Annotated in this window: 12 protein-coding genes; 5 read left to right on the top strand and 7 right to left on the bottom strand. The window is 70.1% G+C overall.

Features of this window, described 5'->3' with window-relative positions; genetic code table 11:
* Positions 1 to 158: 158 nt before the first annotated feature.
* The 4 genes from H7F49_RS08440 to murI form a co-directional block, all read right to left on the bottom strand.
* Positions 159 to 1337 carry an aminotransferase gene (locus tag H7F49_RS08440; protein WP_185683146.1) on the bottom strand — a complete coding sequence of 393 codons (1179 nt, stop codon included), beginning with the start codon at positions 1335 to 1337 and terminating at the stop codon, positions 159 to 161.
* A gap of 56 nt (positions 1338 to 1393) precedes the next feature.
* Entirely contained in the window at positions 1394 to 2053 is a 660-nt protein-coding gene (locus tag H7F49_RS08435; protein WP_185683145.1) for a murein L,D-transpeptidase catalytic domain family protein, read from the bottom strand.
* A gap of 192 nt (positions 2054 to 2245) precedes the next feature.
* Entirely contained in the window at positions 2246 to 3460 is a 1215-nt protein-coding gene (hemA, locus tag H7F49_RS08430) for a 5-aminolevulinate synthase (RefSeq protein ID WP_185683144.1), read from the bottom strand.
* Between the two features lie 180 nt (positions 3461 to 3640).
* Positions 3641 to 4474 (bottom strand): glutamate racemase, encoded by an 834-nt coding sequence (gene murI / locus H7F49_RS08425; RefSeq protein ID WP_185683143.1) that lies wholly within the window; start codon positions 4472 to 4474, stop codon positions 3641 to 3643.
* A gap of 100 nt (positions 4475 to 4574) precedes the next feature.
* Between murI and plsY the strand changes: the two genes are divergently transcribed.
* The 5 genes from plsY (at position 4575) to H7F49_RS08400 (ending at position 9444) form a co-directional block, all read left to right on the top strand.
* Positions 4575 to 5150 (top strand): glycerol-3-phosphate 1-O-acyltransferase PlsY, encoded by a 576-nt coding sequence (gene plsY, locus H7F49_RS08420; RefSeq protein WP_185683178.1) that lies wholly within the window; start codon positions 4575 to 4577, stop codon positions 5148 to 5150.
* Positions 5147 to 6268 (top strand): DNA-processing protein DprA, encoded by a 1122-nt coding sequence (gene dprA / locus H7F49_RS08415; protein ID WP_185683142.1) that lies wholly within the window; start codon positions 5147 to 5149, stop codon positions 6266 to 6268. Before plsY ends, dprA begins: the two co-directional genes overlap by 4 nt.
* Positions 6269 to 6377: 109 nt before the next feature.
* A complete protein-coding gene (topA, locus tag H7F49_RS08410; RefSeq protein ID WP_185683141.1) occupies positions 6378 to 8963 on the top strand; it encodes a type I DNA topoisomerase in 2586 nt (861 codons plus the stop codon).
* Entirely contained in the window at positions 8960 to 9139 is a 180-nt protein-coding gene (locus H7F49_RS08405) for a hypothetical protein (RefSeq protein WP_185683140.1), read from the top strand. Before topA ends, H7F49_RS08405 begins: the two co-directional genes overlap by 4 nt.
* Positions 9140 to 9156: 17 nt before the next feature.
* Positions 9157 to 9444 carry a hypothetical protein gene (locus H7F49_RS08400; protein ID WP_185683139.1) on the top strand — a complete coding sequence of 96 codons (288 nt, stop codon included), beginning with the start codon at positions 9157 to 9159 and terminating at the stop codon, positions 9442 to 9444.
* A 10-nt stretch (positions 9445 to 9454) separates the two neighbouring features.
* Here the strand turns inward: H7F49_RS08400 and H7F49_RS08395 are convergent, their stop codons facing one another.
* Genes H7F49_RS08395 through era form a run of 3 tightly spaced genes read right to left on the bottom strand, consistent with a single transcriptional unit; the run spans position 9455 to position 11918 of the window.
* The gene (locus H7F49_RS08395) at positions 9455 to 10126 is read right to left on the bottom strand and encodes a spermidine synthase (protein WP_185683138.1); all 672 of its coding nucleotides are present in this window, start codon (positions 10124 to 10126) and stop codon (positions 9455 to 9457) included.
* Positions 10123 to 10980 carry an SGNH/GDSL hydrolase family protein gene (locus tag H7F49_RS08390; RefSeq protein ID WP_185683137.1) on the bottom strand — a complete coding sequence of 286 codons (858 nt, stop codon included), beginning with the start codon at positions 10978 to 10980 and terminating at the stop codon, positions 10123 to 10125. The genes H7F49_RS08395 and H7F49_RS08390 overlap by 4 nt, the downstream gene beginning before the upstream one ends.
* Entirely contained in the window at positions 10968 to 11918 is a 951-nt protein-coding gene (gene era / locus H7F49_RS08385; RefSeq protein ID WP_185683136.1) for a GTPase Era, read from the bottom strand. The genes H7F49_RS08390 and era overlap by 13 nt, the downstream gene beginning before the upstream one ends.
* Positions 11919 to 11957 lie beyond the last annotated feature (39 nt).

Here is an 11957-nt window from a genome sequence, read left to right as displayed (position 1 = left end):
TTCGGCTAGTCCCGTTGGGACAAGCCTCCGTATCTGTCCCCTGAAGGGGAGAGAGCGAGGGGCCGCAACCAGGTGCAAAAGGTCATTGCAGTTGATCCCCCCTTCTTTCCATCGTCATCCCGGGCTTGCCCCGGGATTCCGCATCTGCCGTCGGATATCTACCCCAACCCATCCCGGAACACCGCCAGCCGCCGTACCCCTTCGGCCAGCACGGCTTCGTCCTTGCAGTGGCACAGCCGCACCACGCCGGTCGGGGCTCCGTCCTCCACGAAAGCCGAGAGCGGGATCGTCGCCACACCGCCTTCGTGCACGGCCCGGCGGCTGAACTCGGCGTCGTCCAGCGCGATCCCCGAAGCGGCGAGGTCGATGCAGGCGAACCAGGTGGCGGGGGCGGGGAGCACGGCGAAACCGGCATCGGCCAGAAGGCGCAGCAGGGCCTCGCGGGTCCGGGCCCAACCGGCGTGCTGGCGGGCGAGCACATCATCGCGGGCCAGACCCTCCGCCACGGCATATTGCGTCGCGGGCATGGTGGTGAAGGTCAGGAACTGGTGCGCCCGCGCGACCAGCCGGGCCATGGCCGGCGCGGCGCAGAGCCAGCCGATCTTCCACCCGGTCAGCCCGAACAGCTTGCCGGCCGAGCCGATCTTGATCGTGCGCTCGGCCATGCCGGGCAGGCTCAGCAGCGAGCGGTGCGGCACACCATCGAAGCGCACGCCCTCCCACACCTCGTCGCAGATCGCGACCAGATCGTGATCGGAGCAGAGCGCGGCGAGGTCGGCCAGTTCGGCCGCGCTCGCCACCGATCCGGTCGGGTTGAGCGGATCGTTGACGATGATCGCGGTGGTGCGCGGGGTGATGGCCGCAGCAATGGCGGCCCTGTCATAGCGCCAGGCCGGCGGGGTCAGGGCCACGAAGACCGGAGTGCCCCCGGCGCGGCGGACCATCGGCGCATAAAGGTCATAGCTGGGCGCGAAGACCAGCACCTCGTCGCCGGGCGCGACCACGCTGAGGATCGCGGCGGTCAGCGCCTCGGTCGCGCCCGAAGTGACGATTACGCCGTCGCGCGTCAGGTCGAGGCCCTGGGTGCGGCGATAGAAGGCCGCCACGGCGTCGCGCAGTTCGGGCACGCCGGCCATCGGCGGGTACTGGTTGGACCGCGAGGCCAGGGCGCGGGCCGCCGCATCGCGCAGTTCGGGCGGGCCGTTGTCGTCGGGGAAACCCTGGCCGAGGTTGACGCGGCTGCCATCGCGGCACAGCGCCGACATCGCTTCGAAGATCGTCTCGCCCATGGCGGCATAGACCGGGTGGGCGTGCGGGGCGGGGGACTGGGTGGCCATCTTCGCCGAACATGCCGCAGGCCGCGCGCCACGGCCAGAGCGAAGCTGCGTACAGGCTACTTGGCGGCGAAGAGCAGCCGGCCTTCGCCCAGCAGTTCGAGCACGTCGTCGATTTCGCGGCGGGACACAGCGAAGCAGCCCTGGCTGCGGCCGACGCGGCCCTGGCTGACCGCCATGTTCGGATCGACGTAAGCGGCGCCATGGATGACGATGGCGCGGGGTTCGGCCATGTCGTTCTGGGGTTCCAGCCCGATCAGCCGGCGCGAGCGGCCATGTTCGCCCACATAGGTCTGGCTGGTCATGAAGGACCCTTCGCTCGACGCGAAGGACCCGGGCCGGTTCGAGAACCGCTCCACCCAGCCGCTGTTCGCCGGGTCGGAGCCCTTGCCATGGGCGACGAGGTGGGTCGAGATGACCTGCCCTTCCTCCATGTCGAGCAGATAGAACCGTGCGGCGCGCGAGGGGGCCGAGAAGTCGACCAGCCCGGCGATGTCCCGTCGCGTGACAACGGCGGAGTGGCGGTCCAGCGCGGCGCGGACCTGCGGCAGGAGCACCTCGCGGAAGCGGTTATGGCCAAGCGCGGTGGCGCCAAGGTCCAGCGGACGCGGGTCCGCCACCTGCGCCAGGGCGCGTTCCGAGGTCAGATTGCGGGGTAGGCCCAGTGCCGTAGCGCCCACCGCCATGGCGCCGATGAGGCGCCTGCGCGAAGTGATCATGTGCCGTCCGTGCGATCCCGTCGGTGCGCGGCGGGACCGTGATCCCGTCCGTCGCGTCGTCACCCCGACAGTGCGGTGGCCGGCGGCGATGTTCAAGCCCGGCGCCTGACGAGGCCCGACGATGCGTGACGAGGATGCGGCGAGGCGTGTTGCCCCTAGGGAAACCCCTGAGGTCTTCGGCCTCTCAACAGCTCAGGCGGCGAGCTTCAGTTCCATCCGGTCCCAGATCTCCACCAGCGCGCGGGTCAGTTCGACCATCATCGCCTCGGTGTGCGAGGGGCCGGGGGTGAAGCGCAGCCGCTCGGTCCCGCGCGGGACCGTGGGGAAATTGATCGGCTGGACGTAGACACCATATTCGGCGAGCAGGATGTCGCTGATCCGCTTGGCCTTGACCGGATCGCCCACCATCAGCGGCACGATGTGAGTGGTCGTCGCCATCACGGGCAGACCGGCTTCGGTGAACAGCTGCTTCAGCGTGGCGGCAGCGGCCTGCTGGCCGTCCCGCTCGACACTCGATTCCTTCAGGTGGCGGACCGAGGCGAGCACGCCCGCGACCAGCACCGGCGAGAGCGAGGTGGTGAAGATGAAGCCCGGCGCATAGGACCGGATCACGTCGATGATCCGGGTATCGGCGGCGATGTAGCCGCCCATCACGCCGAAGGCCTTGCCCAGTGTGCCCTCGATGATGTCGATCCGGTGGGCCGCCTCGTCGCGGTCGGTGATCCCGCCGCCGCGCGGGCCGTACATGCCCACGGCATGGACCTCGTCGATGTAGGTCAGCGCATTGTACTTCTCGGCCAGGTCGCAGATCGCGTGGATCGGGGCGACATCGCCATCCATCGAATAGACCGATTCGAAGGCGATCAGCTTGGGCAGGGCCGGGTCGGTCTCGGCCAGCAGCTCTTCCAGGTGGGCCACATCGTTGTGGCGGAACACCTTCTTCTCCGCGCCCGAATTGCGGATGCCGGCGATCATGCTGGCGTGGTTGAGCTCGTCCGAGAAGATCACGCAGCCCGGCAGGATGCGGGCCAGGGTGGAGAGCGTGGCGTCATTGCTGACATAGCCGGAGGTGAACAGCAGGGCGCCGTCCTTGCCGTGCAGGTCGGCCAGCTCGCGTTCCAGTTCCACGTGGTAATGGGTGTTGCCGCCGATGTTGCGGGTGCCGCCCGATCCGGCTCCGACGTTGTGGAGCGCTTCCTCCATCGCCGCGATCACCTTGGGGTGCTGCCCCATGGCCAGATAGTCGTTCGAACACCACACGGTGATCGGCTTGGGCCCGTTGTGCCCGGCAAAGCAGCGCGCGTTGGGATAGGCGCCCTTGTTACGCAGGATGTCGATGAACACCCGGTAACGCCCCTCCGAATGGAGACGGTCGATCGCGGCGTCGAAAATCTGGTCGTAGTTCACGTCTGCCAACGTCCCTTGCCGGACCTCTCGCACCGGTCGAGGCCATGCGCCCGTTGCGGCTGCCGCGATCCCGTCCCGGCGGCCGTCGCGGGCGCTCTACCGCATCGGGCGGCCGCTTTCTACTGTTTAGAGGGGGAATGTCGCCCCGGGACCAAAGGGCAGGTGGGGGACTGGCCGGTGTCAGAACAGGGCGCGGCGGGTCAGGCCATAGCGGTCGAGCGCGGGCTGCAGCGCGGCCAGGCCCGGCTCGTCCCCGGTGAACAGCGCCAGATCGGGCTCGCGCCGGGCGAAGGTCTGGCCCTGCAGCAGGTGGGCGATGCGCCGGGCGATCCCCGCCGATCCGTCAACGAAGTCCACCGTCGGACCGAACGCGGCGGCCAGGTCCTCGGCGATCAGCGGGAAGTGCGTGCAGGCCAGCACCACCGTGTCGATCCGGTCGCCCCCGGGCTGGTCCCGCAGGCCGGCGGCGGCGCGGGCGAAGACTGCCGGGTCCACCGGCTCGCCGCGCAACCGGGCCTCGGCCGCGCTGACCAGTTCGGGCGCGGCGAAGCGCAGCAGGGTCTTGCCGCCGGCGAATTCGGCCTCGAGCCGGTCGACATAGCCCTGGCGGATCGTCGCCGCCGTGCCGAGCAGCCCGATCACGCCCGATCGGGTCTGCGCGGCGGCGGGCTTGATTGCGGGAACCGTGCCGACGATAGGCACCTCCAGCACGTCGCGCACCATGGCCAGGGCGATGGTGGACGCGGTGTTGCAGGCGATGCAGACCAGCCGCGGGCGCAGCCGCTCGGTCATCCGGCCGAGCAGCCCGGCGACCCGCGCGGCGATCTCCGCCTCGGTCTTTTCGCCATACGGCAGGCCGGCATTGTCCGCCGCATAGATCACCGGCGCATCGGGCAGCAGCGCGCGCACCGCGCCCAGCACCGAAAGCCCGCCCACGCCCGAATCGAACAGCAGCACAGGGGCGGCGGGATCGACGGCAGCCGGACCGGCCGCGGGGGAAGGGGTTTGCGCCATATTGGCGGCATCCCTATTTTTTCCCTGCGCGAATGCAAGGACTCTGGTTAAGCAGGCGGCGTCGAGGGCGCGGAAAGGGACGGGTGCGGTGGACAAGACGATGCTGGCGGCGCTGGGGCTGGGCTACCTGCTGGGCTCGGTGCCGTTCGGCCTGATCCTCACCCGGTTGACCGGCGCGGGCGATCTGCGGGCGATCGGATCGGGCAACATCGGCGCCACCAACGTGCTGCGCACGGGGCGCAAGGGCCTGGCCGCCGCCACCCTGCTGCTCGATCTGGGCAAGGGTTTCGCGGCTGCATGGCTGGGGCGCCTGTTCGCGCCCGACTTCGTGGCGCTGGCCGGAGGCGCGGCGGTGATCGGGCACTGCTTCCCGTTGTGGCTGCGCTTCAGGGGAGGCAAGGGCGTGGCGACGCTGATGGGCGTTTCGCTCGGCTTCGCCGTGGCGATTGGCGGAGTCTATGCCGCGGTCTGGCTGGGCATGCTGGCCCTCACCCGGCTGTCCTCGCTCAGCGGCATGACCGCCGCCGTGGCCGCCCCGATCGCCGCCTGGCTGCTGGGCTATCCTGCCTACGCCCCGGTACTTGCGGCACTCGCCGTGCTGGTGCTGTGGCTGCACCGCGCCAACATAGGCCGGCTGATCGCCGGAACCGAACCGAAGGTCGGCAGCAAGACATGACCACCGCGGAGGCCCCCGCGCTGTCCCGCGACGAGGCCTTCGCCCGCATCCGCCTGCTGCGTTCGCCCAATGTCGGGCCGGTGTCCTATGCGCAGCTCCTCGCCCGCTTCGGTACGGCCGCGGCCGCGCTGGAGGCGCTGCCCGATCTGGTCGGCAGGACCGGCCGCCCCTACCAGCCCGCGCTGCCCGCCCGGGTCGAGGCCGAGCTGGCCGCCGTGCGCCGCGCCGGGGCGCGCTACCTGTTCCACGATTCGCCCGACTATCCGGCGCTGCTGGGCCAGGCCGAAGGCGCGCCGCCGATCCTGATCGCGCGGGGGGAGGGCGCGCTGGTCCACCGGCCAGCCGTCGCCATGGTCGGCGCGCGCAACGCCTCGGCCGCGGCGGTGCGGATCGCGCGCGACTTTGCCGCCGCCCTGGCCGATGCGGGCTATGCCGTGGTCTCGGGCCTTGCCCGGGGGATCGATGGCGCGGTCCATCAGGGCGCGCTGGCGGCAACCGTGGCGGGCGGGGGCGGAACCATCGGGGTGATCGCCAGCGGCATCGACGTGACGTATCCGCCGGAACACGCCGCGCTGCAGGAAGAGGTCGCCACCCGCGGCCTGCTGCTGACCGAACAGCCCCCGGGCACCGAACCGCTCGCCCGCCACTTTCCGGCGCGCAACCGCATCATCGCCGGGATTGCCGCCGGCACCGTGGTGGTCGAGGCGACGCCCAACTCGGGCTCGCTGATCACCGCGCGGCTGGCGGGCGAGATGGGACGCGAGGTGATGGGGGTGCCTGGCTCGCCGCTGGACAGCCGGTCGCGTGGTTGCAACCAGTTGATCCGCGACGGCGCGGTGCTGGTCCAGTCGGCCGAGGACGTGATCGAACTGCTCTCGGGCTTTGACGGAACGCCACGGGCGCCGCTGCGCGAACCCTCGGCCCCGTTCCTGCTGGCCGAGCCTGCGGACCGGCCCGCGGACGTGACCGCGCTGCTCACCACGGCCCCGGTCGCCGTCGACGAACTTGTGCGCCAGTCGGGCGAGAGCGCGGCGGCGGTGCAACTGGCGCTGCTCGAGCTGGAGCTGGCGGGCAGCCTGGTGCGCCACGCCGGGGGACGGGTGTCGCGGTCGGCGTAGCATCCCACGATCGAACCGGGTGCCTGTCCGGGCACTTCCGCCCTTGACGCCCCGGCCCCGCCATCCCCACCCTCGCGCACGTACACACGTAAGGGCGTTCATTCCCATCATGCAGCTTGTCATCGTCGAGTCCCCGGCCAAGGCCAAGACCATCGAGAAGTACCTCGGCAAGGGCTACAAGGTCCTGGCTTCCTATGGCCACATCCGCGACCTGCCCCCCAAGGACGGCTCGGTCCGTCCGGACGAGGCGTTCGCGATGGACTGGGAGCTCTATGGCGACAAGGCAAGCCGGGTGAAGGCGATCACCGATGCCGCCAAGGAGGCCGACCGGCTGATCCTGGCGACCGACCCCGATCGCGAGGGCGAGGCGATTTCGTGGCACGTGCGCGAACTGCTGGCCAAGCGCCGCGCCCTGCCCAAGGAGGTCGAACGGGTCACCTTCAACGCCATCACCAAGGACACGATCCTGGCGGCGATGCAGGCCCCGCGTGAGCTCGACCAGGACCTGATCGACGCCTATCTGGCGCGGCGCGCGCTCGATTACCTGTTCGGCTTCACCCTGTCCCCCGTGCTGTGGCGCAAGCTGCCGGGGGCCAAGAGCGCGGGGCGCGTCCAGTCGGTCGCGCTGCGCCTGATCGTCGAGCGGGAGCGCGAGATCGAGCTGTTCCGTGCCCAGGAATACTGGTCGGTCATCGCCCGGCTGGAACAGGGCGGCACCGAGTTCCCGGCCCGGCTGGTCAAGTTCGCGGGCGAAAAGCTGGAGCGGCTGAGCCTGGGCGACGAGGGCACGGCGATGAAGGCCAAGGCCCTGGTCGAAAGCGCCACGTTCCGCGTCGAGGAGGTCGAGACCAAGCCGACCCGCCGCAATCCCTATCCGCCGTTCACCACCTCCACCCTGCAGCAGGAGGCCGCGCGCAAGCTGGGCTTTTCGGCCAGCCACACGATGCGCGTGGCCCAGACGCTGTATGAGGCGGGTGCGATCACGTACATGCGGACCGACGGCGTGCAGATGGACCCCAGCGCCATCTCCGCCGCGCGCAAGGCCATCGCCGATCGCTATTCGGGGCATTACCTGCCCGAAAAGCCGCGACACTATGAAACCAAGGCCAAGAACGCGCAGGAAGCCCACGAGGCGATCCGTCCGACCGACTTCGCCAAGGACCGCTATGGTTCGGGTGACGAGGCGCGGCTCTATGATCTGATCTACAAGCGCGCCATGGCCAGCCAGATGGCCTCGGCCAATATCGAGCGGACCACGGTCACCCTGCGGGACGGCACCGGCCAGCACGAGTTGCGCGCCACCGGCCAGGTGGTGAAATTCCCGGGATTCCTGGCGGTTTACGAGGAAGGACGCGACCACAGGGCCGACGGCGAGGACGAGGACGGCGCGCTGCTGCCGGCGCTGAAGCAGGGCGATACCCCGGCCAAGCGCGGGGTTGATGCTGCGCAGCATTTCACCCAGCCGCCGCCCCGCTATTCGGAGGCCTCGCTGGTCAAGCGGCTGGAGGAACTGGGCATCGGCCGGCCCTCCACCTATGCCGCCACGCTGCAGGTGCTGAAGGACCGCAACTACGTCCGCACCGAGAAGAACCGCTTCTTCGCCGAGGAGTCCGGGCGGCTGCTGACCGCCTTCCTGGAACGCTTCTTCGATCGCTACGTCGCCTATGACTTCACCGCCGGGATGGAGGATGAGCTGGACGACGTGTCGGGCGGCCGTGCCGCATGGAAGGACGTGCTCGCCGCGTTCTGGCGCGACTTCAAGCCGAAGTCCGACGAGGTGATGGAGCGCAAGCCCTCCGAGGTGACCGAGGCGCTCGACGCGTTCCTGTCGGACTACCTGTTCCCGCCCCGCGAGGACGGCAGCGATCCGCGGCTGTGCCCCAAGTGCGGGGCCGGGCGACTGTCGCTGCGCGGCGGGCGGTTCGGGGCCTTCGTCGCCTGTTCCAACTATCCGGACTGCAAGTTCACCCGCAAGTTCGCCCAGCCGGGCGGCGAGGGCGCCGAGGGTGGCGACGACGCCCCGCTCGGCACCGATCCTGCGACCGGGCTGGAGATCACCCGCCGCGCCGGGCGCTTCGGGCCCTATATCCAGTTGGGCGAAGGCAAGGAGGCCAAGCGCGCCTCGATCCCCAAGGACATTCCCGAGATCGACCTGGACTGGGCGGTGAAGCTGCTGTCACTCCCCCGCGAGGTGGGGAACCATCCGGAGAGCGGCCTGCCGATCACCGCCAGCATCGGCCGTTACGGTCCCTATCTGATGCATGACGGCAAGTACGCCCGGCTGCGTTCCACTGCCGAGGTGTTCGAAACCGGCATGAACGCGGCGGTGATGAAGCTGGCCGAAGCCGCTGCGGGCGCCGGGGCGCGGGGCCGCGGGGCTGCTGCCGAACCGCTCAAGACCTTCGGCGCGCATCCCACGTCGGGCGGGGTGATCAAGCTGATGGCCGGGCGCTATGGTCCCTATGTCACCGACGGGACCACCAATGCCACCCTACCGCGCGACCAGAAGCCCGAGGACCTGACCGAGGAAGCCGCCGTCGCCCTGATCGACGCACGCGCCGCGAAGGGCCCGGCCAAGGGCAAGAAGAAGGCCGCGCCGAAGAAGGCTGCGGCGAAGAAGCCTGCGGCAGCGAAGGCGGGGGCGAAGAAGGCTCCGGCCAAGAAAGCGCCAGCGAAGAAGAAGGCTGCGGAATGAGCGAGAAGCTTGCCCGCCACAAGCAGCCCTGGAAGCCGGAGGAGCTCCAGAAGCTGCAGGTCCTCGCCGGCAAGGGCAAGGGGCTGAAGGAGATCGCCAAGGCGCTTAACCGCACCGAGGAATCGACCAAGGACGCGGCCCGGCAGCATGGGTTCGCGATCGCCAAGCTGCGGTAGGCGGAAGGAGGGGGAAGATGCTCTGGGCCTTGGTGATGGCGGCGGGAATGTCCGACGATGCCTTTGCCCGGGTGCTGCGCCAGGCTCCGCCCGACCTGCGCGCCGTGGTCGAACGGCGCCTGGGCTGCAATCACTGGGGCGGCGAGGAGCCCTACGACGCCGAACGCGCCGCCCAGATCCGCGATGCCGCGGCCAGGCTGAAGTGCCGCTCGCTCGAACGGGATGAGGCGCGGATGCGATCCCGTTATGCCCGTCGTCCGGCATGGCTGAAGCTGTTGCGTGCAGCAGCCGACCGCGACGGCTGACGGCACACTGTCAGCGCGGCACCCCGAACCAGATCGTGTGCTTCGGCCCCTTGCCGTTGCTGCGGGCCGCCACGCGGATTTCCTCCACCGTGAAGCCGTTCTTCTCGAGCCGCCGGGTGAAGGCCGGATCGGGCCCGGCCGACCACACCGCCAGCACACCGCCCGGGCGCAGCGCGTTGCGCGCGGCTCTCAGCCCCGACGCAGTGTAGAGCCCGTCGTTGCCGTCGCGGACGATCCCGTCGGGGCCGTTGTCGACATCCAGCAGGATCGCGTCGTACTCGTCGCGGGCTCCGTCGATGGTGATCCCCACGTCGCCCATCAGCAGCCGCACGCGCGGATCGTCGAGGCAGCCGGCGGCCAGGTCGGCCATCGGGCCCCGGGCCCAGGCGATGATCTCGGGCACCAGTTCGGCGACGACCAGTTCGGCCTTCGGGCCCAGCGCGGCCAGCGCGGCGCGCAGGGTGAAACCCATGCCATAGCCGCCGATCAGCAGGCGCGGGGCGGGGCGGTCCCGCAGCCGCTTGATCGTCTCGGTGGCGAGGGCGACCTCCGAACCGCTCATCCGGCTGCTCATCAGCTCGTTGTGGCCCATCACGATCATGAAATCGCGATCGTGGCGGAACAGGCGCAGCTCGGTCCCGCCCGGGACCTGGGCTGTGCCGAGCAGTTCGCGCTGGATCATCGGCCGGCCGCGAGCCTGGCGACCAGGGTTTCGGCGATGGCCGCATGGGCCTTGGGGCCCGGATGGACGGGAACGCTGCCCTGCGGTGCCGTGCTGCCGAAGCTCCACGGATCGGCATCGCAGGGCCCATGGCCTGCGGTCAGCCGGGACGCCGTCAGCAGCAGCGCGCCTTCCTGGCGGGCGACCCGCGCGGTCAGGGCGGCCAGTCGCAGCGCATCCTTGCGGCTGGCATCCAGATCGGCCGGGGCTCCCTGCAACGCAGCGCACCCACCCCGCGCCGGCAGAATCGTGGCATAGTCGACGAACACCAGTCGGGCCCGGGGCGCGCGACGCCGGACTTCCGCGGCGATGCGATGCATCCGCGCCTCGAGCGCGGTCCAATCCGCCGCGGTCGGCCGCTGGGCCGTCGGACACTGCGCCGGGCGACCGTCGGCCGGCATCGTCGCGCAGGCGGCAGCGAAGAGATTGCGGACAAAGCCGATGTCGTTGCCGCCCGAGGTGATCGTGACCAACCGGGTCTCGGCATCGACCGCATCGATCTGCGGCGGCAGCTCGCCCCACGGGCCCAGCACGTGTTCGGTGGTCGATCCGCTGCAGGTCGCATCGACCAGCGTCAGCGACAGGGCCGCCGCCACCAGGTGCGGATAGCTGAGCTGCCCACGGCCGCAGCGCGCCGGCCCTTCTGCCGCCGTGCCCACCCCGGGGCCCGCGGCGTAGGAACTGCCCATCGCGACATAGCGGTCGCCCGCCGCCAGCGCCGGGAGAGCCCGATCCCTGGCAATCGCGGGGGAGCCGGCTGTCGCCAGGGCGAAGGCCATCGCCAGCAGGCGCGCGCGCCCGGTCACTTGGTCCACTCCAGCCCGATCTCCTCGTAGATCTCGCGGCTGTCGGCCCAGCCTTCCTCGACGCGGACGTGGAGGAACAGGTGGACCTTCACGCCCAGCAGATCGGCCAGCTCCTTGCGAGCGGCCTCGCCGATCGCCTTGAGCTTGCTGCCCTTCTTGCCCAGCACGATCGCCTTCTGGCTGTCGCGGGCGATCACGATCTGCTGGTGGATCTCGATCGATCCGTCCTTGCGGTGGCTATAGCTCTCGGGCCGCACCGCGCTGTCATAGGGCAGCTCGTCATGCAACTGGCGGTAGAGCTGCTCGCGGGTGATCTCGGTGGCGAGCAGCCGCTCGCTGGCGTCGGAGACCTGATCCTCGGGATAGTGCCAGGGCCCCTCCGGCATCAGCGCCGCCAGCCGGGTCTTGAGCTCGGGCACGCCATCGCCGGTCAGGGCCGAGACGAAGAACACCTCGTCGAAGCCGACCAGCGCGGTCAATTGTTCGGCCAGAGCCAGCAGCGGCTCCTTCACGCACTGATCGACCTTGTTGAGCACCAGCAGCTTGCGCTCGGGCCGGTCCTTCAGGGCGTTGAGAATCGGTTCGAGCAGATCGATCTTCTTCTTGCGGGCATCCACCACCAGCAGGATGGCGTCGGCCTCCTGCGCGCCGTCCCAGGCGGCGTTGACCATGGCCCGGTCCAGCCGGCGGCGCGGCTCGAAAATCCCCGGCGTATCGGCCAGGATGATCTGCGCGGGCCCTTCCAACGCGATCCCCATCAGCCGGGCGCGCGTGGTCTGCGCCTTGGCCGAGACGATCGCCACCTTCTGGCCGACCAGTTGGTTGACCAGGGTCGACTTGCCGGCATTCGGCGCGCCCAGCACGGCGACGAGGCCGCAGGACTGGGGCGAGGGGGGCGCGTGGCCTTCGACAGGCTCAGGCTGAGCGGGTGTGGGTGAGTGGGGCAATCGGCAATCCCGTCAGAAAATGGCCCGCTCGGTCCGGGC

It is taken from the genome of Novosphingobium aerophilum (assembly GCF_014230305.1).
GTDB lineage: Bacteria > Pseudomonadota > Alphaproteobacteria > Sphingomonadales > Sphingomonadaceae > Novosphingobium > Novosphingobium aerophilum.
The sequence above is the reverse complement of the archived record's forward strand: the minus strand, read 5'-3'. Positions and strand labels throughout refer to the sequence as shown.

Coding starts and splice junctions, on each gene's coding strand:
- H7F49_RS08400 (WP_185683139.1), top strand. CDS start 9,157: ATGCTCTGGGCCTTGGTGATGGCGGCGGGAATGTCCGACGATGCCTTT.
- dprA (WP_185683142.1), top strand. CDS start 5,147: ATGACCACCGCGGAGGCCCCCGCGCTGTCCCGCGACGAGGCCTTCGCC.
- H7F49_RS08405 (WP_185683140.1), top strand. CDS start 8,960: ATGAGCGAGAAGCTTGCCCGCCACAAGCAGCCCTGGAAGCCGGAGGAG.
- murI (WP_185683143.1), bottom strand. CDS start 4,474: ATGGCGCAAACCCCTTCCCCCGCGGCCGGTCCGGCTGCCGTCGATCCC.
- topA (WP_185683141.1), top strand. CDS start 6,378: ATGCAGCTTGTCATCGTCGAGTCCCCGGCCAAGGCCAAGACCATCGAG.
- plsY (WP_185683178.1), top strand. CDS start 4,575: ATGCTGGCGGCGCTGGGGCTGGGCTACCTGCTGGGCTCGGTGCCGTTC.
- H7F49_RS08435 (WP_185683145.1), bottom strand. CDS start 2,053: ATGATCACTTCGCGCAGGCGCCTCATCGGCGCCATGGCGGTGGGCGCT.
- H7F49_RS08395 (WP_185683138.1), bottom strand. CDS start 10,126: ATGATCCAGCGCGAACTGCTCGGCACAGCCCAGGTCCCGGGCGGGACC.
- H7F49_RS08440 (WP_185683146.1), bottom strand. CDS start 1,337: ATGGCCACCCAGTCCCCCGCCCCGCACGCCCACCCGGTCTATGCCGCC.